Consider the following 22,349-nt stretch of genomic DNA (forward strand, 5'->3'; position numbering starts at 1 on the left):
GCTCACCTCGCCGTCCTCTCCACCACGGCGACGGCGTTGACCCCGCCGAAGCCGTACGCGCCGACCTGGGCGACGCCGATGGCGGCGCCGTGCACCGGGGCGGTGGCGAACCGGAAGGCGGCGGCCTCCGCCACCGGGTCGGTCAGGCCGAGGGTGGGCGGCACCTGGCCGGTCTCCATGGCCTTCAGGGCGACGATCAGGCTGACCAGTCCGGAGCTGCCGGAGGTGTGGCCGGTCATGGACTTCACGGCGGTCATCAGCGGCACCCCGGCGTCCTCGCCGAAGACCTGGCCGATGGCGGTGGCCTCGGCCTCGTCGTTGAGCAGGGTGCCGGTGCCGTGCAGCATCACCAGGTCGATGTCGCGCGGCTTCACCCCGGCCTTCCAGTGCGCCTCGCGGACCGCCTCGGCGATGCCGCGCGCGTCCGGGGCGGTGACGTGGTGGGCGTCGCAGTTCATGCTGACCGCGCAGAGCCGGGCGAGCGCGGTGCCGGCGGCCCCGGGCTCCTCCCGGCGCAGCACCACGGCGGCGGCGCCGTCGCCCATCACCACGCCGCGGCGGGCCCGGTCGAAGGGCTGCACGCGCCGCGGCGGCTCCAGGTGGACCCGGTCCACCAGCCCGTACATGGACTCGGTGATGGCGTCCACGCCGGCCACGACAACGGTGTCGGCGAGGCCCGCGTCGAGCAGGTCGGCGCCCATCGCCAGGGTGTGCAGGGAGGCGGAGCAGGCGTTGGCCACGGTGTAGGTGCGGTCGGCACCGAACCGTTCCCGCAGCGCGGTGCCGAAGTGCATCCGCTCCATGGCGAACGGGGCGCCGTCGCGGTACGCGAGTTCGGCCGAGCGCAGCTCCCGCAGGCCGGTGCCGACCAGCACCGGGACGCCGCTGAGGTCCTCGCCCAGGCCCGCCCGGGTCACCGCCTCCTCGACGGCGCTCAGCAGCCAGCGGGTGGCGCGGCCGGGGACGTCGCCGCCGCCGGGCGGCCGGTCGTCGATCTCGTAGGCGTGCTGGGCGCGGTACCGGGTGCGGTCGAAGCCGCGCAGCTCGGCGATGCCGCTGGTGCCCGCGCACAGCGCGCGGAACATCTCCTCGACGCCGTCGCCCACGCTGACCCGGGCTCCGGTCCCGGTGATCAGCGGGCTCACGCCGTGGCCTCCGTCCGTTCCGGCTGCCATCTGCCGAAGATGACGACGGCGTTGTTGCCGCCGAAGGCGAGGCCGTTGTTCTGCACCACGCGCAGATCGGCCTCGACGGCGTGGTTGGGCACGCAGTCCAGGGCCACCTCGGGGTCGGTGCGCCGGTGGTTGATGGTCGGCGGGATGAACCCCTCGGTGATCGCCAGGGCGCAGCCGATCGCGGCCAGCGCGCTGGCGGCGCCCATGGTGTGGCCGATCATCGACTTGATGGAGACGGTGCGCGGCGCTTCGTCGCCGAAGATCTGGCGGATCGCCCCGGCCTCGGTGACGTCGTTGGCCCGGGTGCCGGTGCCGTGGGCGGAGATGAAGTCCACGTCGCCGGGCTTGATCCCGGCGTTGTCCAGGGCGAGTTGCATGCAGGCGGCGACGCTGTCCCGGTCGGGGGCGACGGGGTGGTGGGCGTCGCAGTTGAGTCCGTAGCCGAGGACCTCGGCGTAGATCCGGGCGCCGCGGGCGAGCGCGGACTCCAGCGACTCCAGCAGCAGCACGCCGGCGCCCTCGCCGGTGAGGATGCCCTGGCGGTCGGCGTCGAAGGGCCGGCACTTCTCGGGGGCGATGGTGCCCAGCCGGTAGAAGCCGGTGAAGGTCTTGCGGCACAGGGCGTCGGCGCCGCCGCACAGGGCGAACTCCACGTCACCGGCGCGGATGGCGTCGAAGCCGTAGCCGATGGCGTAGTTGCCGGCCGCGCAGGCGGTGGGCAGGGTGACGGCCTCGACCCTGCGCAGGCCGAACTCGCGGGCGACCGCGGCGGACAGCCGGCCGGCCGGGACCCGGCGGGCGAGGGCGGGGTCCATGTGCTCGGGGCCCCGGCGGACCTCCGTCTCGACGAGCTGGTCGAGGTCTCTGGACTCACCGTCGGTGGTGCCGATGGATATCAGGCACGGGGCGTCGCGCAGGCGTTCCTCGGGCAGTCCCGCGTCGGCCACGGCCATACGGGCCGCGGAGACCGAGAACTGACTGGCGCGGCCCAGGGTGTCCGGGTCGGTCCGGGTGATCCAGCGCGCCGGGTCGAAATCCGTGATCTCGCACGCGACGGAGTGCTCGAAACCCTCGGTGTCGAATGCGGTGATGGGCTTGGCGGCGCTTTTGCCGGAACGCAGTCCGGACAGGAACTCCGCTGTTCCGACACCGATGCTGGACACCGATCCCAGACCCGTGATGACGACTCTGCGGGTCGGTTCTTCGTGCATGGCCGCGCGCCTCCCAGGGTCCGCCGTGGTACCGGTTACCAGCCGGCCGCTTCGGAGACGACCTCGTAGACGCCGCGCAGGTTCACCATCCGGGCCAGCTGCGACTGGTTGATGACGACATCGAACTCCTTCTCCAGCGCCGCGAGGATTTCGATGGCGCGGAGCGAGTCGGCGTCGTGCTCCTCCTTGAAGAGGCTGGTCTCCGTGACCTCGTCGGGGTCGATCTCAAGGATGTCGGTGACGATTTCCTTGATGATTTCCTGACGCTCTTCGACGATGGCGGTCATGGGCCGCGCACCTCCATTTGGGTCATGGACTGAAGCCGGTGAGTTACCGACGAACGGCCCCGACGCTAAGCGGCTGGCAAGTGCCGCAGCAAGGTCCGAGTCCACTACCTGTCACACCCCGGGAGATGGCAACCGGTTGGTAACCACAACTGTCATAGAGCTGCACGAACGTGACCCAGGTCACGGTGAACCGGTCTCCATGAGGCCCGCCCGCACCGCCCGCACCCCGGCCTGGAAACGCGACTCCACCTGCAGGTCCCGCATGATGTCGGCGACGTAGCGGCGGTAGGTGCGCACCGACAGGCCGAGCTTCCGGGCGGCGGCGTCGTCCTTGTAGCCCTCTGCCATCAGCGTCAGCACCTCCTGGAGCACCCGGCCGCGCGCGCCGCCCTCGAAGGAGAGCGGACGGGTGGGCCGCTGGGCGGTGTCCCACATGCCCGACAGCAGCTGGTACGTCATGTCGGCGACGGTGGAGTTCTGGATCATCGAGGCCCGGGAGCCGCCGGGCTCCCCGGGGGTGGCGTCGGGCGCGATGACCGCGGCGCCGTCCACCACCACCAGCTCCTGGCGGACCGCGCCGGAGACGCGGACCTCGACCTCGGGCCCTAAGGTGCCGAGGGTGCGGGCCCACAGCGGTCCGCGGATCACCGGCGGCGGGCAGAGCATGCGGGTGCCCACGCCCTTGCCGGCCAGTTGCGAGACGGTCTGGGCGATGAGGTTGCCGTGCTCCTCGGAGGCCACCTCCGGCAGGCTCCAGATGACCGCGCGCTCGGCCCGCAGCACCAGCCGGGCGACCCAGCCGGCCACCGTCTCGCCGCCCACCGGGAGGTCGGCGGTGACGCAGGCGAGGGTGGAGCGGCGGTGGTGGTGGACGGCCGTCTCCAGGAGCGACAGCGCCTGGCCCAGCGCGCTCTCCAGGTTGTCCGCGGCGACCCCGGATGCGGGCACCGGGCCATCGGGTTCCCCTTCGCCGCCGAATGGCGTGAAGTCGTTTTGTTGAATTCCAAAATGGCTCAAAGGGAACCCCCATTGCCTTTTCGCGCATGGCTGCAAAACCCCCGCCTACATATTCACATTATCCATCATGCGGACTTTCGGGCAAGGAAGATCGCTCCCTTTGGGACACGGCGGAGCAACCCGGACACCGGAAGAGGACGACATACGGCGACCCAACTCCCATAGCGGGCGCGGGAACCCGGTCCGGCCGCACGGCAGGAAAGTGTCACCACGGCCCCGGTTGCTCACGTGACCTGGCGTGATCCCTACGCTGACGGCCATCGGCCGACGGCCGGAAGTCGGCACCTGTTCCCCCGTCGGCCCGCTTTTCGTTCCGAGCCGTTGGTAACTTCGGCCGGGACCGGAGCAAACCGTCCTCCCGCCGCACGACACGGACCGACGCCGTCGTGATCCCGAAAGGCGCCGCCCCCATGGCCGCACCGCACACCGCGTCCACCACCAGCCCCCGCCGCGCCGGAGACAGGTCCGGGCCCACCGCACGCCAGTGGCTGGCGCTGGGTGTGCTCATCCTGGCCCAGCTCGCCGTCTGGCTGGACAACACGGTCCTCAACGTGGCGCTGACCACGCTGGCCGACCCGGACGCCGGGGTCGGCGCCGACCCGGGTGAACTCCAGTGGAGCATCAGCTCCTACACCCTGGTCTTCGCGGTCCTGCTCTTCACCGGCGGGGTGCTCGCCGACCGCTACGGCCACCGCGCCCTGCTGCTGGCCGGCATGGGGGTCTTCGGCGCCGCCTCCGCCTGGGCGGCCTACTCCGGCTCGGCCACCGAACTCATCGTCGCCCGCGGCGTGATGGGCGTCGGCAGCGCGCTGATCATGCCCGCCACCCTCTCGCTCATCGCCCAGGTCTTCGACGAGCGGCACCGGGCCACCGCCATCGCCATCTGGTCCGCCTCCAGCGGGCTGGCCATCGCCGGCGGCCCGGTGCTCGGCGGGGTGCTGCTGGACCACTTCTGGTGGGGGTCGGTGTTCCTGGTCAACGTGCCGATCGTGCTGCTCTGCGTGGCCGGCGCGCTGATCTGGCTGCCGGGCGCGGAGCGCTTCGTGGAGCACCGGTTCGACCCGCTGGGCGTGCTGCTGTCCACCGCCGGGCTGTTCGCGGTGGTGTGGGGCGTCATCGAGGGCGGCCACCGCAACGACTGGGGCGACCCGGTGGTGTGGGGCTCGATCGCCGGCGGCCTGGTGCTGGTCGCGGTCTTCGTGGCGGTGGAACTGCGGGTGGCCAACCCCAGCTTCGACGTCCGGCTGTTCCGCGACCGCCGGTTCACCGGGGCCAGCGTCGCGGTGATGCTGGTCTTCTTCGGCCTCAACGGCTCCATGTACTACACCAGCTTCTACCTCCAGGGCGTGCACGGCCAGTCGCCGCTGACCTGCGGCCTCACCCTCGCCCCGGTGGCCGCCGGGGTGGTGCTCGGCGCCCCGGTCTCCGCCCGGCTGGTCAAGCGGTACGGCCTGCGGCCGGTGGTGACCGCCGCGATGCTCGCCGCCGCGGCCGGCTTCGCGTCCTACGTCTTCCTCGACGAGCACAGCGGTCTGCCGCTGTTCTGGGTCTTCCTGGTGGTCCAGGGACTGGGCATGGGCGCCGCGGTCGCGCCCACCACCGAGGCGATCATGGCCATCCTGCCGCCCGGCCGCACCGGTGCCGGGTCCGCGGTGAACAACTCCATGCGGCAGATCGGCGGCGTGCTGGGCGTGGCCGTACTGGGCTCGGTGCTCACCACCGTCTACCGGTCCGAGATCCGCCCGGAGCTGGACGCGCTGCCGGAGGGCCCGGCCGCCACCGCCGAGGAGTCCGCCGAGGCGACCCGGCTCGTCGCCGACCAGTTGAACCTGCCCGGCCTCGCCGCGCAGGCCGACAGCGGCTACGTCGCCGCGATGCACGTCGCGGCGGTCGGCGGCGCGGCGGTGTCCTTCATCGGCGCGGCCGTCATCTGGTACGCCTACCGCCGCACCCGCACCGGGCGGCACAGCGCCCGCGGCTGATCCGGCCGTCCGGCCGGGTCGGGGCGGCTGGCCGGGTCCGGTGCCCGCCCGGCGGACGGCCCCCGGGTGCGGGGACCGTCCGTCTCGGTGACGGTACGCAGATCGCGAGGGATCGGCCGTCGGCGGCTGCGCCCCGGTACGGGCCGGGAGTACCGTTCCGGTGTCGAGTCGGAATGGAGTTCGCGATGTCCACACGCACCGACATGACCCCGGACGGCTGCCCGCTCACTTTCGGCCAGCGGGTCCGTCGAGTCCGCGAGCGCAATGGCCAGACCCGCGCCGTCGTCGGTGGTCTGGTGGGCCGCTCCGCGGAATGGGTCAAGGCTATCGAGAACGGCCGTCTCAAGACCCCTCGGCTCCCTTTGCTGCTCCGCCTCGCCGATGTTCTCGGAGTCGATGACATCTCCGAACTGACCGGAGACGAGCGCGGGCTGGCGACCACCCACACCAAGTCGGCGCACGCCGCCCTCTCCGCCGTGCGGGACGCCCTGACCACCTACCAGCTCAACGACAGGGACGAGAGGCCGGACGTCGCGGCCCATCTGCTGGGCCGGGTGCGCGAGGCATGGAGCCTGTGGCATGGGGCGGGTGAGCACCGCACACGGGTCGCTGCGGTACTGCCCGACCTGCTCGGCGATCTCCAACACGCCACCCGTTCGCTGATCGGAGCCGATCGCCGTCGCGTCCTGGTCGGGCTTGCCGAGACTTACCACCTCGCCCAGTTGTATCTCTCTTTCCAGCCCGCGCCGGAGCTGGTGTTCCTCACCGGCGATCGCTCGATGTCAGCTGCTCAGGATGCCGACAGCCCTCGCGCGATGGCCTCCGCAGCCTGGTACATGAACCATGTCTTCCGGGACGCCGGAGAGCAGCACGAGGCTCGCGTGGACCTCGCGATGCGGGCCGCCCACCTGCTGAAGCCGGAGAACAGCGCGGAGGATCTCGCACGCTGGGGGCTGCTGCACCTTGCGGCGGCACTGTCCTACGCCAAGATCGGGCAGCGGGGCAACGCGGAACGCTTCTGGGACCTTGCGGACGATGCCGCGAAGCGACTCGGGGACGGTTACGCGCACCCCTACCTGATCTTCGGCCGGGGCATGGTGGACGCCTACGCGGTCACCATGTACGCGGACCTCGTACGCGGTCGTGACGCCGTTGACGCCGCCCACGGCGCGGACCTGGCACCGATGCCCTCCGCCACGCGACGCTCCTTCCACACCATCGAGTCCGCTCGCGCCTACAGCCTGCAAGGTGAACATGTGGCCGTCGTACACCTGTTGAAAAAGGCCCTGGACATCTCACCGGAGACGGCCCGTTACAACGTGTTCGCGCGCGCGACCGTGACCGAGCTGGCCGGCTCTCCGAGCCGCGTCATCCGGGACGACGTGCGTCACCTCGCGCACCGCCTCGGGGTGCAGGCCGCGTAGGGGGTACAGCCTGTACCACTCACCAAAGGGGTAGGTCTTGTACCCCCTTGCCAGCTCCCAGGTCGTTACGGTCAGTCGTCGGCCGAACACCGATGAAGCACGTGGCGCGGCGGCCGTCCGGGAACACGGTCGGCAACCCCGCCCTGTGCCGGTGCCCACCTGGCCGCGACACCGTCGGGTCCGTACACGCCCCCGGGTCCTCGATGCGCCGGCACCCCGCCGGCGGGTCCGTCCCGCCCCGTTCGTCCGACGGACCCGCCGCCCAGGGATACGACGGCGCCGGGATCCGGCGCCGAAGGACCACAAGGAGAGAGCGATGGACGACGTGATGCCCCCGCCGAAGCGCACCACCAGCTTCGAGAAGCTGTTTACCACGAAAGCTCACCGCAAGGTGCAGACCCCCGCCGAGACCCATGAGTACAAGAAGACTTCCGGGTCCTCCGACGGAGCGAAGACGTACGACACCACTGCCGTGTAGTACCGCTGCCGGGACGCGGAACACAACCGTGTCCCGGCCCGTCCGAAGGGACAGCCATGCTGACGATGTGCCTCACTCCGTACGCGGACACGACGTGGGCCTGGGACGGCATCCGGTACACAACCGGAGACGGGAGCAGTGAGCTGCGGCCCTACCCGCATCCCCTGCTCGAGCATGTGGCGATCACCGACGGCAGCAGAACGCTCCTTGTCGTCCGCGAACGCGTCGCCGGGCGCCGTGTGGCGGACCCCAACCCCCAGACTGTGTCGCCCGACGCGTTCGACACCGCCAGGAGCCTGGTCGGCGCCTGGCCGGCGGACCACGTGGTGACGGAGACCGCGCCTGATGAACCGGTTCGCGTCACGACAGGCCCCTGCGGCACCGCACCCCTGTACGTCGCGCACGACCGGCGGAGCCTGTTCGCCTCCTGGGACATGGCGGATCTGGCCGATCACGCTCGGGGGCTCAACGCCCGGGAGGTCGCTCGGCTGCTGATCTATCGCCCGCGGTACAGCACGGAGACCGTCTTCGTGGGGATCCACCGGGTCACGGAACGGTGCACCGCGTTCTTCGGCGGCCACTTGTACCTCAGCTACCCCGAGCCCGCACTTCACGGCGGACCCCGCGAGCTGGCCCCGGACGCCGACGTGCTGGCCGCCTTCGTCCGGGCGATGGACGACGCTCTCGACCTGCGGCCCCTCGACCCTGCCACCACGGCCTTCCACATGACCGGAGGCTTCGACTCGGGCACCGTGGCGACGCGGGCGGCCGAGCGGTACCCCGGCCGGTTCTCCACCGGCGCGCTGCTCATCGGTGGTCCGGGACGCGTATCCCAGGTGCGGCGCCGCGAGGAAATCCTGCGCGCTCTCCCCTTCGCGGGGACGGACCATCTGGTGGATGCCGTGGAGAACCTCCCTCTCGGTCCGGCATGCGCGCGGGTGAGAGGCGAGTTGATCAGCCCGTACGAGGAGCCGATCCACCTCCCATTCACCCTGCTCACCGCCGAGCTGGCCGCGCACGGCGCACGTGCTGTCGTGACCGGTCTGGGCGGGGATGAGATGGTGGCGCTCTCGCAGGAGGAATACCCTCACAAGTCCATGGGGGAAGCAGGAGATGCTCTGCCGTGGGTCGGCGAGCGTGCCTGGCAGGCGCTTGAGTTCGCCGATGACGCGATCGCACCTCCGGCCGTGGTCAACTCCATGACTCTGCTGTCCCTGGAGACGACCGCGCCCGTCCTGCTACGAGCCGGCATCTGGCCGGTCCATCCCTTCGCCGATCCGGGAATGATCCAGCTGGGTGAATGGCTGCCCTTCCACTGGCGTCAGCTCAAGCAACTCCAGCGCCGACGGCTCGCCTCGCTCGGCCTGAGCCCGGACGTCACGCAGTCCCGGGAACGCGAGTCCTTCGCCGAGGTCGTCCAACTCGTGCTGACCTCCGCCGCCCGCCCTCTGTTCCGCGAGATGCTGAAGGAGGGGTCCGAGCTGTTCGACACGAGGCTGGTGGATCCGGACCGGCTCCGCACGGCTGTGCGGGGATTGAGCGCCGGCGGTTACCAGGAGGAGGACCACGCCCCACTCCTGGAGGTCATCAACCTCCACCTCGCCACCCGCGCCTTCCTGTAGGAACCAATCACCCGGCAAGGAGCATCCCGTTGCCCGTCATCCGTCCCGCCACCGCAGCCGACGCGCCGGCGATCGAGAACCTGATTCTGTCCCGGTCCGCGTGGCTGGAAGAGCGAGGCCTGCCGTCCTGGCGGCAGAGCGCGGCCGACCTCGCCGCACAGGCGGAGAACTCCGACGGCTCCATGTACGTGCTTGAGGACGGCCGGGGCCGCATCGCCGGATGCACCACCGTGCAGGAGCACACCCCGCCGTGGGGGTGGTCGGACGCGGAACGCCGCGAGCCCGCCTACTACCTGTACAGCACAGTGACGGACCCGGCCTTCCGCGAGCACAGACCCGGAACGCTCATCGCCCTGTGGGCCACCGACAAAGCGGCCGGGGACGGCAAGGCATGGACCAGGCGTGGCTGCATGTTCCCCGGCCTCGTCGCCTACTACGAGACCCAGGGCTTCGTGTTGCGCCACACCGTGCAGCGCACCCGCAACCGGGTCTACCTGATGGAGCGCCGTGCCGAACCGGTCCCGGGCCTCGGCGGCATGCTCGCCGCCCCCTGGGACAGCCCGTAGGACGGATCCGGTGCGGGCACGACGGCCCTGCGGACGGCTCCCGGACACGACGACGGCCCCCGGTCGCGGGGGCCGTCCGTCTCGGTGACGGTACGCGGGCCGGGACGGGCCGCCGGTCAGGACGCAGGGAACTCCCCGCGCCGGACGGCGGACACGAACGCCGACCAGCCGTCGGCGGAGACGACCAGCGCCGGGCCGTCCGGGTCCTTGGAGTCCCGGACGCCGACCCCGGCCGGGACGGCCCCGGTCAGGTCCGCGACCTCCACGCAGTTGTTGCCGTTGCCGCTGTAGGAGGATTTGATCCAGTCCGCGTCGATGAGGTCGTGGGCCATCAGGGTGCGGGCGTCGGTGGTCATGCCGTGATCTCTCGGGATAGTTGGTGCAGGAACGTCGGGGTGTCCTCGGGAGGCAGGGCCGACCTGGACAGCGCCTCGAACTGGCGGGAGAACCGCCCGACTTCCCGGCGCTTGTCGGAGACCGACGAGGCGTTGCCGAACGGGGTGTCCACCTGGATCGTCGTCGGCATGGTGTCGCCGAGGATCATGATGCTGAAGTTGTGCTCGAACAGGTATCCCCGCATCGACTGGGGAAGCACCTGCACCGTCACGTTGTCGAGCGCGGCCAGCCGGGCGATCTCGTCGTACTGCTCACACATCAGCTCGGCGTCCCCGACCACGTGCCGCAGCGCTGACTCGTTGAGAATGGCCCAGAACTTCAGCGGGTCCTCGTCCCGGGTCAGCGCCTCCTTCCGTTTCATCCTCACCTCCACGCTCTGTTCGATGAACTCGGTCGTCGTCTCATCGATGGGCTTGGCGCTCTCGTGCCGCGTGCGGGCGTAGGCCTCGGTCTGCAACAGCCCGAGGATGATGGTCGGGTGATAGGCCCGGATCTCCTGGGCCGCCGTCTCGATACCGAGGAACCGCGGCATCCCCGCGGTCAGTTCCGTGGCGACGGGCGTCCACCACTCCCGGCTGGCGGCCTCCCGCTGGGTGGCCACCAGCCTTTCGATCTCTTCCTCGTCGGTGACCCCGTAGCGTTCGAGGAGCTTGCGCAGGTCGCCCGCGCTCCGCAGGTCCTGAAGTCCGGTCTCGACGCGTTGCAGCTTGGTGTCGCTGAACGACAGGTCCTGCACGGCCTCTTCGAGGCTGAGCCGCGCCCGCTTGCGCAGTTCGCGAAGCTCATGCCCCAGTGCGATGCGTCGCGCCGTCGGCCTGTGCGGTGCCGCCATCTGTCTGCCTCTCCGGCTCAACTGCCTGTTCTCCGCGGCGATGTACGCAGCATGGCACGGCAAACGTGCACCCCACCAGCCGATCCGCCGGGCCTGGCATGTGCCATTTCCTCCGCAGTGGGTGATTCACGGCGGATTCTATTGTGCGGCCGGTGAATGGGGCGGCAGAGTGAGCGGCCCGGAGGCTCCGGCCGGTGACCCGGCCGGACACAGCACGGCCACGCACAGAACCCCCGCGATCGAGCGACCGATCCGGGGGCGTGGCCCTCAACCCCACGGAGGTTGACGGCATGACCCACGCTATCGCGAGGAACGTCGAGCGCCCGGCGTACCGGATACTGCCGGACGGCCACCGCACCCGGCGCCGGCGGCACGAGGTGCGAAGGGGGCAGCCATGAGCCGCGCGCGGTACCGGTTCCGGGACCACACCATCGGCCCCGACCTGCGTCCGGAGGCCGAGCCGCACACCTTCACGATGCGGTGCGCCACCTGCGACGCCTCCGGCCCCACCACGGGGACCGCCGATCCCGGGACCGAGTGGGCGGCCGGGCACCTCAAGGCCAACCCGCGCCACCTGGACTACCGGGAGACCGTCACCCGCCCGTACCGTGCCGTCGCCGGAGAGTGGTGGTGAGGACCCGTACGGCACCACTCAGCACGCACGAGGCACCGGCGCCACCGCCCCGGTTCCCGCCCCGACTCGCCGTCTGCGGGTTCTATCTGGCGCCGGGCCCCGGCGGGTTCACCCTCCACATGAGCGCCGGGCCGGAGCAGGTGCGGGAGATGCGGGCACGGGTGGTGGAGGAGCTGCGCGGCGCCGGGGTGACCGAGGAGGTCGCGGAGGCGGCCCGGCTGGTCGCCAGTGAACTGGTGGGCAACGCCGTGCGGTTGTGCGGGCCGTTCACCCCGGTCGTGGTCCAGATCGCCCACTCGGCCGACGAGGTCATCGTGGCGGTCCACGACCCGGAACCGACGGCGCTCCCCGACCGGGACCCGTGCCCGCCCGGCAACGACACCGCCGAATCCGGCCGCGGCCTGTGGATTCTCGACGCCCTGGCACCGGGCTGGAGCGTCCGGCCGACCCCGTTCGGCAAACAGATCCGCTGCCGCCTGCCCTGCCGGGACCCCCTGGGCGAAGACGCGGGCTGACCTGCGTGGAGGGGCCGCCGTTGGAGGCGGCCCCTCGCCCGTACGACCCGTGAGTGATCATCACCTTGCCCCCGGTGGCCGTCGGGCATAGCCTCCCGGCACAACATCCAGTATTCGGAAGGCAGTTCCCATGCGCACAGCTGTCATCACCGCCGCCGGCCAGGTGGAGATACGGAAGCTCCCGGTCCCCGAGATCGGCGCCACCGAGGTGCTGGTCCGGGTCGCGGCCTGCGGACTGTGCACCATGGAAGGCAACCTCTACGCGGGTCGCATGCCGGTCTACCCCACCGCCGCCGGCCACGAGGTGGCGGGCCGGGTGGAGCGCGTCGGCGACCAGGTGGCCGAGCTGGAGGACGCCCCGGCCGTCGGTGACCTGGTCACCGTCGATCTGCTCACCCGCTGCGGGGCGTGCCGCCCCTGCCGCGGCGGGCAGTCCGCGGTGTGCTCCTCGCCGCAGGGCGGGATGCGGGAGGACGGCGCGATCACCATGGGCGCCGGGCTCGCCGAGTACGTGGTCGCGCCCGCCGCGCAGGTGTGGCCGGTCGGCACCGTCGACCCGGCGCTCGCCGCCATGGGCGAGCCCCTCGCCTGCGTGGTGCACTCGCTGCGCCGCGGTGCGCTGCGGGCCGGGGACCGGGTCACCGTCATCGGCGCCGGCTACATGGGGCACCTCCACCTCGCGCTCGCCCGCCACCACGGGGCCCGTTCGGTGACCGTGGTCGAGCTGGACCCCGGGCGGCGCTCCGCGATCGAGGCCGCCGCCCCGGACGCGGCGATCGGGCCGGACCTGCTGGGGACCGTGCCGCGGGCCGACGTGGTCTTCGTGACCATCGCCTCCAAGGAGGCCATCGCCACCGCCCTGGCCGCGGTCGCCGACGGCGGCCGGATCGTGCTCTTCGGCGGCTCGCCGGACGGTCCCCCCGCCGAACTGCCCGGCTACGAGGTGCACCGCCGCCAGCTCACCGTCACCGGCTCCTACAGCCAGGAGCCGGAGGACTGGCGGGCCGCGGCCGAGCTGCTGCGCGGCGGGACCCTCACCCGGTACCTGGAGCCGCTGGTCACCGCCCGCTACCCGCTGGACGACGTGGACCAGGCGCTGGCCCGGACCGCCGGGACGCCCGTCTACCGGGTCGTCGTCACCCCCTGAGCCGCCCTCCGGGCCTCCCCGAACCGGCCCCGGGCCGCGCCTGAGCCGCCGCCGGACCACACGGCCGGCGCCGAGCCGCCGCGCTCGCCGGCCCCCGGGAGCCCGCCGCGCCTCCCGGCGCTCCGGACCGCGCGGGGCCGCCCGTCCGGGCCGTCGCGCGCCGCACCGCCCCACCCGCCTCGGGGACCGCACCCGGACGGCTCCCGCCGCCGGCCGCACCCCGCATCCGTACCGGACCACCACGAAAGGCCGACCATGCCCGCACCCCACCCCTCCGGCCTCCGGGTCGGCGTCCAGCTGCACCCCCAGCACACCGACATCGGCCCGCTGCGCGCCGCCTGGCGGGCGGCGGACGCCCTCGGGGTGGACTCGCTGTGGACCTGGGACCACTTCCTGCCGCACCACGGGGACCCGGCCGGCCGCCACTTCGAGTGCTGGTCGCTGCTGTCCGCGATGGCGGTGGAGACCGAGCACGCGCTGATCGGTCCGCTGGTCTGCTGCACCGCTTTCCGCAACCCCTCGGTCCTCGCCGACATGGCCCGCACCGTCGATCAGCTCAGCGGCGGCCGGCTGGTGCTCGGGCTGGGCGCGGGCTGGTTCGAGGAGGAGCACCGCGCGTACGGGCTGCCCTTCCCCGGCCCCAAGGAGCGGATGGACAACTTCGCCGTCGCGGTACGGACCGTGAAGGAACGTCTCTCCACCCTCAACCCCGGCCCGGCCGGGGAGCTGCCGGTGCTCATCGGGGGCGGTGGCCGGCGGCGCACCCTGGAGCTGGTGGCCCGCGAGGCCGACTGGTGGAACTGGTACGGCTGGGCCTCGGCCGACCCGGTCGCCGAGTTCCGCGAGCTGAACGGGGTGCTGGACGACTGGTGCGCGCGGGTCGGCCGCGATCCGGGCGAGGTGGCCCGCACGGTGATGATCGACGCCGCCGGGCTGCCGCTGCTGGCGGAGTACGCCGCGGCCGGCGCGGCGCACGTGGTCCTCTCGCTGCCCGCGCCGTACGACATGGCGCTGGTGGAGGAGCTGATCGAGCGCCGGGACGCGATCCGGGCATGACCACACACACCGGGACGGACGCCGGGACGAGGGCCGGAGCGGCGGCGTCCGGGACCAGGGCCGGGACGGCGGCCGGGACGGGCACCGGGGCGTGGGCCGGCGCGGGCGGTGCCACGGCGCCGGCGGGCCCCCGGGACCGTCCGGGCCCCCGGGACCGGCGGGATCGCCCGGCCCACCGGGCCTGCCGGGGCCCCCGGGCCCACCGGGGCCGTCGATGAGCCGCCCCGAGGGGCCGGCGGCGGCCCAGGAGCCGATGGGCCGACCCTTCACCGTGCTGATGGCCTGCCTGCTGCTGTCCAGCCTCGGCAACGGCCTGTGCTTCCCGTTCACCGCCATCTACCTCAGCGAACTGCTGGGGCTGGGCCCCGGCGCCGCCGGCGGCTACTTCGTCGCGATGGCCGCCGCCAGCTTCACCGCCGCGCTGCTCGGCGGGCCGCTGGCGGACCGCGGCGGACCGCACCGGGTGGGGGCCGCGGGCGCCGCGGCGCTCGCCGCCGGGTACGGACTGCTCGCCCCGGCCTCCTCCCTGGTGCCGGTGCTGCTCTCCGGCGCCTGCGTCGGCGCCGGGTTCGGGCTGTTCTACGCGGCGATCGTCGGGGTGGTGGACGGCGCGGTGCCGGAGAGCCGGCGGCGCACCGCGTTCACCGTGCGGCACGTGGTGAACAACGTCGGCATCGGCGCCGGCTCGGTGATCGCCGGGCTGGTGCTGCACGGCGCCGGCACCCCGGTCACCGCCCTGCGCTGGCTGTACGTGGCGAACGCGGCGGCGGCCCTGCCGCTGCTGGCGGTGATCCTGTCCATGCGCCCGCGCGGCGAGGCGGCGGCGCGGGAGGCGGTGGTGGACGGCACGGCCGGGCCCGGGTACCGCGCCCTGCTGCGGTCCCGGCCGATGGCCCTGCTGATCTGCGCCCAGGCGCTCTTCGCGGTGGTCGGCTTCACCCAGATCGAGGCCACCGTGCCGCTGCTGATGCACGACCGGATGGCGGTCACCCTGGGCTGGGTGAGCGTGGTGACGGCCGTCAACTCCTTCGCCCTGGTGGTCCTCCAGCCCCCGGCGCGGCGCTGGTTCGAGCGGCTGCCGGAGACGGTGAGCCTGGCCGCCGGCCCGGTGCTGTGGGCGGTGGCCTTCGGCTGCGGACTGCTCGCCGTGGTGCTGGACGGCACCGGCGGGCCGGTGCTCCGGTACGCGCTGCTGATCTGCTTCGCGGTGGTCTTCGCGGCGGGCGAGCTGACGTACTCCTCCGCCTTCTACCCGCTGCTGCTGAGCTGGTCCGGCGAGGCGTCGGTGGGCCGGGCGAGCGCGCTGGCCTCGCTCGCCTGGAACCTGGGCACCGCCACCGGCCCGCCGCTGGGGCTGCTGCTGGTGACCCACGTCCCGGCGGCGGGAAGCTGGGCGGCGCTGGCGGCCGGGGCCGGCGTGGCCTTCGCGGTGGCCGCCGCGGCCCACCGCGCGGCCCCGCGCGCCTGACCCGGCCCGGGCGCCGCGGCCCGGGCCGGGGCGTCGCGGCGCGGGCGGCCCGTAGGGGTCCCGGGCCGCCGGGGCGGGGTACGCGCCCGTACGGGGTCCCGGGCGATTCCCCCTTACGGGAACCCGGTGGGCGCCGCCCCGGCCCGGCCACCGGCCGGCACCCGGGCGGATCGCACCCACCCGGGCCGGCGCCCCCGGCCCGGCGCCCCCGGGGACGGCACCCACCCGGCCGGCGCCCGCCGGGGTGCGCACGGCACGGAACCGCGCACCCGGTCGGCGGGCGCCGGGGAAGGCCGGGAGGAGCCGGGGAGGACCGGAGACCGGGGCGGCCGGCCGGGGTCAGGACTTGGGCAGGTAGTCCGCGTCGTACGCCTGCTCGGCCTGGATCTCCTTGTCCAGCAGCCCCTGGTCGTACATGAACTCGGCCATCCGGGCCCACACCTGCGGGTCGATCTGGCCCAGCTCGCCGCGGTCGTTGCGCATCAGCGGCTCGGTGGCGCGCAGCACGGCGAGCGCGTTCCGCTTCTTCTTGCCGTCGTCCAGGCCGGGGATGTACTTCTTGCTGATCTCGACCGCCTCCTCGGGGTGGTCGAGGGTGTACTGCATCCCGCGCAGCGAGGCGTCGACGAACTTGCGGATGTCGTCGCCGCGCTTGTCCAGGGTGCTCTGCTTGGCCCCGAGCGAGGGCCCGACCAGCGACTGGCCGCCGCCCTCGTCGGAGAGGGTGATGGCGCGGACCGGGGTGCCCGACTCGTCGAAGCTCACCGCGTCGTTGTTGATGTAGCCCATGACGCCGTCGGTCTTGTTGCCCTTGAGGGCCGCCTGCTGGGTGAAGCCGATGTACTTCACCTTGGCGTCCTTCTCCGACAGCCCGGCCTCCTTGAGCAGGGCGAGCAGGCCGAAGTACGTCTCGCCGAAGGGCCCGGGGGTGCCGATGGTGCGGCCCTTGAGGTCCTGGGGCTTGCGGATGTCGGAGTCCTCGGGGACCAGCAGCGCCACCGGGTACTTGTGGTAGACGGTGGCGATGTCCACGATCGGCAGGTTCTTGGAGCGGGCCTGGAGCATCTCGTCGCCACCCGCGTAGACCACGTCCTCGCGGCCCTGCTTCAGTGCGCCGAAGAGGTCCTCGGCCGCACCGTGGTGGCGCAGGCTCACCTTCACCCCGGCGCTCTTGTAGAACCCCTTCTCCACCGCCACGTAGAACGGGGCGAACTGGATGTTGGGGGTGTACGTGAGCCCGACGGTGATCGGGTCGCCGTTCTTGCCCTCGGACTTCCCCGGCTCGTCGGCGCAGGAGGTCAGGGCGGTGACCGCCACGACCGACAGCAGGACGGCCCCGATCGCGTGGCGTCTGCGCACCGGACGGCGGCCGGTTCCGGGTGTGGAACGCACGTACTTCTCCTCAAGTAATGGAAGGCGGTGGAGGCTCAGCGCTGGACACACCGCTCGATCAGACGGATCGCGCCGTACAGACCGACGGCGAGTACGGAGAGCATGAGGATCGTGCTGAACAGGCCGACGGTGTCGGCCTCCTGGCGCTGCACGGTGAGCAGCTGGCCCAGCCCCTCGCCGCCCATGGCGAACTCGCCGACCACGGCGCCGGTCATGGAGAGCGTGAGGCCGTTGCGGACCCCGGTCAGGATGCTGGGCAGGGCCAGCGGGATCTCGATGTACCAGAGCATCCCCCACCCGCCGACCCCGTCCACCCGGGCGGCACCCATCACGTCCGGGTCCACGCCACGCAGTCCGAGCACGGTGTTGACCAGGATGGGGAAGAAGACCAGCAGGGCGCAGAGGACCGCGATGGGCAGCAGGCCGTACCCCAGCCAGAGGGCGAGCAGCGGGGCGAGCGCCACCGCCGGGATCGCCTGGGTGGCGGCGATGTACGGCTGGAGCGCGGCAGCGGCGATCCGGTTGCGGGCGATCAGGTAGCCCAGCGGCAGCGCCACCCCGATCCCCAGGGCGCCGCCGGCCAGCGCCTCCCACACCGTCTCGCGGGTGTACTCCAGCAGCGGGCCGTGCACCACATCGTCGGTGAAGCGCTCGGCCAGGTCCCACGGCGTGGGCAGGAAGTAGGTGGAGACGGCGCCGGTGCGGGTGGCCAGGTCCCAGACGATGAGCAGCACCACCCCCAGGAGCAGCGGCGGCAGCGCCCCGCGGCTCAGGGCCGCGCCCGGCCGGCCGCCGGGCGCGGCAGGGCCGTGCCCCCGGCGGGTGTGTGCGGATCCGTCACCGGTCTTCCGGTGCCCGGCCTGCCCGGCCGGCAGCGGGTCCGCCCCGCCGTACGGCGGAGGTACCGCCACCGGGCCGTCATCGTGCGGCACCACAGCGATGCCGCCCCTTCTGCGCCTCTGCGCCATCTCCCAAGATCCCTTGCAGTACCGGCTGCTGCCAGGTCTCCGGCAGGCCATGCGCGCAAACCTATCGCCCGTATGCTCCGGTACACAATGTGATCACGTGAGCCTTATTGAGTTGCGATGATGACCGTTTGCGACCGTTTTACCGGGTCTTTCCGTTGATCGACAGACCGTTCCGCCCGATTGCGGGATGTTCCGTCCCTTACGGCCCCGGGGTGCCGCGGTGCCGTCCGGAGGCACCTCGGCGCCGCGATCCGGACACCGGCTCGCGGTTGCCGGCCCAAGTCCCGCCCCGGGGGCGCCGGTTCGGGACACGGCGCGCCCGGGCCGGAGCCCGGTCAGGTGGCCGGGGACCGGCGGGACTTCCAGGAGCGCGGCGGACAGCCGTCGGCGGGCGCCGGACGCCAGCGCGGGGTGGCGGTGGTGCCGCCGCCGTCGGCGGGTGCCGCGCGGCGGGCCAGGGCGAGCAGCACCGCCGTGGCGGCGGCCAGCTCGTCCGGGCTCGGGTTGCCGCGGATGACCTTGAGCAGGGACGGGCCCAGCGGACCGTCGATGTCCGGGGCGCCGGCGGCCTGGCCGGCCGCGGGCGCCGCCGGGGCGCCGGGCGCGGGCCGGTCCCGCTCCGCCCCGCCGGGCGCGGTGGCGGCGGGCGCCGTCCGGTCGGGCGCGGGGGCACCGGCTCCGGTGCGGCCGGCGCTCATGCCGGCTGGTTCCCGTGCTTGCGGACCGGCAGGTCGGCGTGTTTGTCGCGGAGCATCGCCAGCGAGCGGATGAGGATGCCGCGCGTCTCGGCGGGGTCGATGACGTCGTCCACCAGCCCGCGCTCCGCCGCGTAGTACGGGTGCATCAGCTCGGCGGTGTACTCCTTGACCAGCTGGCTGCGGGTGGTGTCCGGGTCGTCGGAGGCCGCGATCTGACGGCGGAAGACCACGTTGGCCGCGCCCTCCGCGCCCATCACCGCGATCTCGTTGGTGGGCCAGGCGAAGGCGAGGTCGGTGCCGATGGAGCGGGAGTCCATCACGATGTACGCGCCGCCGTACGCCTTCCGCAGCACCACCGAGATCCGCGGCACGGTGGCGTTGCAGTACGCGTAGAGCAGCTTCGCGCCGTGCCGGATGATGCCGCCGTGCTCCTGGTCCACGCCGGGCAGGAAGCCGGGCACGTCCACCAGGGTCACCAGCGGGATGTTGAAGGCGTCGCAGAACTGCACGAACCGCGCGGCCTTCTCCGAGGAGTGGATGTCCAGCACCCCGGCGAGCGACTGCGGCTGGTTGGCGACGATGCCCACCACCTGGCCGTCCAGCCGGGCGAGCGTGCACAGCACGCTGGGGGCCCAGCGCTGGTGCACCTCCATGTGCTCGCCGTCGTCCACGATCTCCTCGATGACGTCCCGCATGTCGTAGGGGCGGTTGCCGTCCACCGGGACCAGGTCCAGCAGTGCCTCGCAGCGCCGGTCGGCCGGGTCGTCACCGCGTACGGCGGGCGCCGCCTCGCGGTTGTTCTGCGGCAGCAGGGAGAGCAGGTAGCGCACCTCCTCCAGGCAGGTCTCCTCGTCGTCGTACGCGAAGTGGCACACCCCGGAGGTCTCGGCGTGCACATCGGCGCCGCCCAGTCCGTTCTGGGAGACCTTCTCGCCGGTGACGGCCTGGACCACGTCCGGGCCGGTGATGAACATCTGCGAGGTCTCGCGGACCATGAAGACGAAGTCGGTGAGGGCCGGGGAGTAGGCGGCGCCGCCGGCGCAGGGGCCCAGCATCACGCTTATCTGCGGGATCACCCCGGAGGCCCGGGTGTTCCGCTCGAAGATGCCGCCGTAGCCGGCGAGCGCGGAGACGCCCTCCTGGATGCGGGCGCCGGCACCGTCGTTGAGCGACACCAGCGGGGCCCCGGCGGCCAGCGCCATGTCCATGATCTTGTGGATCTTCTGCGCGTGGGCCTCGCCCAGCGCGCCGCCAAAGATCCGGAAGTCGTGGGCGAAGGCGAAGACGGTGCGGCCGTGCACGGTCCCCCAGCCGGTGACCACCCCGTCGGTGTACGGCTTGCGCTGCTCCAGCCCGAACCCGGTGGCCCGGTGCCGTCGCAGCGGCTCCACCTCGGTGAAGGACCCCTCGTCGAACAGCAGGTCCAGCCTCTCCCGCACCGTCCGTTTGCCCTTGGCGTGCTGCGCCCCGGTGGCGCGTGCGTCACCCTCCCGGACCTCTTCCCGCAGCCGGTGCAGCTCGGAAACGCGGTCGTGCATGGTGGCGTTGCTCTGCGGCATTGACCCATCCCCCAAGTACGTGTTCGGCACCGGGCGCTGCCTGCGCCTCGTTCAGCGTACGAACGGGATATCCGCGGCCGGGGCACGGGAGACGATGATGTCCGCAAGAGGCCAAGTTCCCTATCCCGCCCGGCATTTGCGTGTCAGGAATTCGATTGGCCGGCCGGCGGCCTCGGGTGCGCCGTTTTCCCCAATTCCCGCACCGGCCGGGAACGCCGTCTCAGCGGTCCCGCAGGATGCCCAGTTCGGTGGCGCGCACCCCGGCCTGGAAGCGGGAGCTGGCGCCCAGCAGTTCCAGGATGTGGGTGACGTAACGGCGGTAGGTGCGCACCGAAACCGACAGCTCGCGGGCGGCGGCCTCGTCGGTCACCCCGTCCCGCAGCCGCTCCAGCACCCGGCGCACCATGTCCGCCCGCGCCCGGTTGCCGAAGTCGAACGGCCCGGCCACCGGGGTGGCACCGCCCCAGACGCTGCCGAACAGGGAGTGCAGCGTCCGGGCCACCGCCGGGTCCCGGACCAGCGAGGTCTGCCGGCCGGCGGGCGACTCGGCGCAGATCAGCGCGGTGGCGGAGTCGGCGATCACCAGGGCGGGCAGCGCCACCTTCGCGGTCCGCACCTCGCCGCGGGTCTCCCAGCCGGGCGGCGGCTGGGCGCACAGCGCGCGCACCGCCACCGCCGGGGCGGCCAGGTCCAGCAGTCCGGCCAGGGCGGTGTGCACCGGCGACGTCCGGCCGCCGGCGCACGGCAGCACCAGCTCCAGGTTGTACCGGGCCCGGACGGCGAGCCGCTCGGCCGCCTCGCGCAGCCCCGCGTCGTCCACCCCGACCTCGGTCACCAGCCGGTTGCGGCTCCGGCGCGCCCGGTGCTCGGCGACGGTGGACTCGATGAGTTCGCGGACCGCGCGCAGCGTCTGGTCGAGGGGGTCGCCGCCGTCCCCGCCGCCGGCCGCCCCGTCCTCCCCGGGCCGCGTACGGTCGGTCATGCTCCCGCCTCCCGACGGCAGTGAGGTGTCCGGCACGGTCACGGCCGGCCGGGCAGGAGTCCCAGTTCCACCGCGCGCACGCCGGCCTGGAAGCGGGAGCTGGCGCCCAGTTCCCGCATCACCTCCGCGACGTACCGGCGGTAGGTGCGCAGCGAGACCTTCATCTCCCGGGCCGCCACCTCGTCGGTGTGGCCGGTGCGCAGGCACTCCAGGATCCGCCGCGCGGACCGCGGGCACAGCCGGCCCGTCAGCCGCGGGTAGTCCGCCAGGCCCACCCCGTTCGCCCAGGCACCGGCGAAGAGCAGCTCGACCGCCTGGACGGTGAGCGAGTCCTCCACCACCGAGCCGGCCCGGCCCGGCCGCTCCGGGTCCGGCCGCACGTAGGCGGTGCGGGAGTCCACCAGGAGGGTCTCCTCCAGTTCGGCGTCGGCGACCCGTACCTCGAAGCGCGGGAAGGGGCGCGGGGTGGTCCGCAGCCGGCCGGTGTGCACCGCCCCGGGCAGGCACAGCAGTTTCACGGTGACCTGGTCACCGCCGGCCGCGGCCAGCCGGCCCAGCGCGGCCAGCAGCGGGGCCTCCTGCTCGGCGCCGGTGAGGACCGCGCTCACGCTCTGGGTGGCACCGCGCACCAGCCGCTCCACGGTCTCCGCGTGGGCCGCGCCGGCCAGCGAGGACCGGGCCAGCTCCCGGCGGTGCCGGACGACGGTCGCCTCGATCAGGTCCCGGGCCGCCAGCAGGGCCTGTTCCACCCGGTCCGTCTCCGGGCCGGCCGGGGCGATTCCGGCCGCGGCGAACGGCCGGCCGGCCGCCACGCTCCCCTGTTCAGGATCGGACATCATCGGAACAGCAACCATGACTTCCCCTGGTCCGGCGTGCAGACAATTGTCGTTCACCGGGGCTGCGTTAAGCCCGGCGCACCGGGGCTGCGTAAACCCCGGCT

Annotated in this window: 22 protein-coding genes; 10 read left to right on the forward strand and 12 right to left on the reverse strand. The window is 72.9% G+C overall.

The features are described 5' to 3' along the window. Window positions 1-2: 2 nt before the first annotated feature. The 4 genes from IHE55_RS09785 to IHE55_RS09800 form a co-directional block, all read right to left on the reverse strand. Window positions 3-1,175, reverse strand: coding sequence for a beta-ketoacyl synthase N-terminal-like domain-containing protein (locus IHE55_RS09785; protein WP_232265507.1), 1,173 nt, complete (start codon window positions 1,173-1,175; stop codon window positions 3-5). Beyond that, window positions 1,142-2,386, reverse strand: coding sequence for a beta-ketoacyl-[acyl-carrier-protein] synthase family protein (locus IHE55_RS09790; RefSeq protein WP_197988676.1), 1,245 nt, complete (start codon window positions 2,384-2,386; stop codon window positions 1,142-1,144). Before IHE55_RS09790 ends, IHE55_RS09785 begins: the two co-directional genes overlap by 34 nt. Window positions 2,387-2,421: 35 nt before the next feature. After that, entirely contained in the window at window positions 2,422-2,673 is a 252-nt protein-coding gene (locus IHE55_RS09795; protein WP_197988677.1) for an acyl carrier protein, read from the reverse strand. Between the two features lie 180 nt (window positions 2,674-2,853). Further along, on the reverse strand, window positions 2,854-3,621 hold the full coding sequence (locus tag IHE55_RS09800; RefSeq protein WP_197988678.1) for a helix-turn-helix transcriptional regulator: 768 nt from the start codon (window positions 3,619-3,621) through the stop codon (window positions 2,854-2,856). A 479-nt stretch (window positions 3,622-4,100) separates the two neighbouring features. On the opposite strand from IHE55_RS09800, the gene IHE55_RS09805 reads away from it, so the two are divergent. The 5 genes from IHE55_RS09805 (at window position 4,101) to IHE55_RS09825 (ending at window position 9,762) form a co-directional block, all read left to right on the forward strand. Then, window positions 4,101-5,672 carry an MFS transporter gene (locus IHE55_RS09805; protein ID WP_197988679.1) on the forward strand — a complete coding sequence of 524 codons (1,572 nt, stop codon included), beginning with the start codon at window positions 4,101-4,103 and terminating at the stop codon, window positions 5,670-5,672. Between the two features lie 185 nt (window positions 5,673-5,857). After that, window positions 5,858-7,096: a helix-turn-helix domain-containing protein gene (locus tag IHE55_RS09810; RefSeq protein ID WP_232265508.1), complete on the forward strand. Its 1,239-nt coding sequence runs from the start codon at window positions 5,858-5,860 to the stop codon at window positions 7,094-7,096. Window positions 7,097-7,424: 328 nt separating this feature from the next. Next, window positions 7,425-7,574, forward strand: a complete 150-nt coding sequence (locus IHE55_RS09815; RefSeq protein WP_197992315.1) for a hypothetical protein — start codon at window positions 7,425-7,427, stop codon at window positions 7,572-7,574. A 56-nt stretch (window positions 7,575-7,630) separates the two neighbouring features. After that, window positions 7,631-9,196 carry an asparagine synthase-related protein gene (locus IHE55_RS09820; protein WP_197988680.1) on the forward strand — a complete coding sequence of 522 codons (1,566 nt, stop codon included), beginning with the start codon at window positions 7,631-7,633 and terminating at the stop codon, window positions 9,194-9,196. Between the two features lie 29 nt (window positions 9,197-9,225). Further along, window positions 9,226-9,762 carry a GNAT family N-acetyltransferase gene (locus IHE55_RS09825; protein ID WP_232265509.1) on the forward strand — a complete coding sequence of 179 codons (537 nt, stop codon included), beginning with the start codon at window positions 9,226-9,228 and terminating at the stop codon, window positions 9,760-9,762. Between the two features lie 116 nt (window positions 9,763-9,878). Here IHE55_RS09825 and IHE55_RS09830 read toward each other — a convergent pair whose 3' ends face one another. Beyond that, entirely contained in the window at window positions 9,879-10,118 is a 240-nt protein-coding gene (locus IHE55_RS09830) for a DUF397 domain-containing protein (protein ID WP_197988681.1), read from the reverse strand. Next, entirely contained in the window at window positions 10,115-10,990 is an 876-nt protein-coding gene (locus IHE55_RS09835; RefSeq protein WP_197988682.1) for a helix-turn-helix domain-containing protein, read from the reverse strand. The genes IHE55_RS09830 and IHE55_RS09835 overlap by 4 nt, the downstream gene beginning before the upstream one ends. Window positions 10,991-11,384: 394 nt before the next feature. Between IHE55_RS09835 and IHE55_RS09840 the strand changes: the two genes are divergently transcribed. The 5 genes from IHE55_RS09840 (at window position 11,385) to IHE55_RS09860 (ending at window position 15,810) form a co-directional block, all read left to right on the forward strand. Then, entirely contained in the window at window positions 11,385-11,624 is a 240-nt protein-coding gene (locus tag IHE55_RS09840) for a DUF7848 domain-containing protein (protein WP_197988683.1), read from the forward strand. A 119-nt stretch (window positions 11,625-11,743) separates the two neighbouring features. After that, entirely contained in the window at window positions 11,744-12,139 is a 396-nt protein-coding gene (locus tag IHE55_RS09845) for an ATP-binding protein (protein WP_197988684.1), read from the forward strand. Window positions 12,140-12,269: 130 nt separating this feature from the next. Further along, the gene (locus tag IHE55_RS09850) at window positions 12,270-13,286 is read left to right on the forward strand and encodes a zinc-dependent alcohol dehydrogenase (RefSeq protein WP_197988685.1); all 1,017 of its coding nucleotides are present in this window, start codon (window positions 12,270-12,272) and stop codon (window positions 13,284-13,286) included. A 255-nt stretch (window positions 13,287-13,541) separates the two neighbouring features. Then, a complete protein-coding gene (locus tag IHE55_RS09855; protein WP_197988686.1) occupies window positions 13,542-14,342 on the forward strand; it encodes an LLM class F420-dependent oxidoreductase in 801 nt (266 codons plus the stop codon). A gap of 214 nt (window positions 14,343-14,556) precedes the next feature. Beyond that, the gene (locus tag IHE55_RS09860) at window positions 14,557-15,810 is read left to right on the forward strand and encodes an MFS transporter (protein WP_232265510.1); all 1,254 of its coding nucleotides are present in this window, start codon (window positions 14,557-14,559) and stop codon (window positions 15,808-15,810) included. Between the two features lie 339 nt (window positions 15,811-16,149). Here IHE55_RS09860 and IHE55_RS09865 read toward each other — a convergent pair whose 3' ends face one another. From IHE55_RS09865 to IHE55_RS09890, 6 genes are all read right to left on the reverse strand, one after another. After that, window positions 16,150-17,202, reverse strand: coding sequence for an ABC transporter substrate-binding protein (locus IHE55_RS09865; RefSeq protein ID WP_307826592.1), 1,053 nt, complete (start codon window positions 17,200-17,202; stop codon window positions 16,150-16,152). Between the two features lie 35 nt (window positions 17,203-17,237). After that, entirely contained in the window at window positions 17,238-17,798 is a 561-nt protein-coding gene (locus IHE55_RS32220) for an ABC transporter permease (protein WP_307826865.1), read from the reverse strand. 707 nt (window positions 17,799-18,505) lie between these two features. Continuing rightward, the gene (locus IHE55_RS09875; RefSeq protein ID WP_197988688.1) at window positions 18,506-18,868 is read right to left on the reverse strand and encodes an acyl-CoA carboxylase epsilon subunit; all 363 of its coding nucleotides are present in this window, start codon (window positions 18,866-18,868) and stop codon (window positions 18,506-18,508) included. Further along, a complete protein-coding gene (locus tag IHE55_RS09880; protein WP_197988689.1) occupies window positions 18,865-20,427 on the reverse strand; it encodes an acyl-CoA carboxylase subunit beta in 1,563 nt (520 codons plus the stop codon). Before IHE55_RS09880 ends, IHE55_RS09875 begins: the two co-directional genes overlap by 4 nt. Before the next feature lie 220 nt (window positions 20,428-20,647). Further along, the gene (locus IHE55_RS09885) at window positions 20,648-21,409 is read right to left on the reverse strand and encodes a response regulator transcription factor (RefSeq protein ID WP_197988690.1); all 762 of its coding nucleotides are present in this window, start codon (window positions 21,407-21,409) and stop codon (window positions 20,648-20,650) included. A 38-nt stretch (window positions 21,410-21,447) separates the two neighbouring features. Continuing rightward, on the reverse strand, window positions 21,448-22,248 hold the full coding sequence (locus IHE55_RS09890; protein ID WP_232265511.1) for a response regulator transcription factor: 801 nt from the start codon (window positions 22,246-22,248) through the stop codon (window positions 21,448-21,450). Window positions 22,249-22,349 lie beyond the last annotated feature (101 nt).

It is taken from the genome of Streptomyces pactum, from assembly GCF_016031615.1.
Taxonomy (GTDB): Bacteria; Actinomycetota; Actinomycetes; order Streptomycetales; family Streptomycetaceae; genus Streptomyces; species Streptomyces pactus.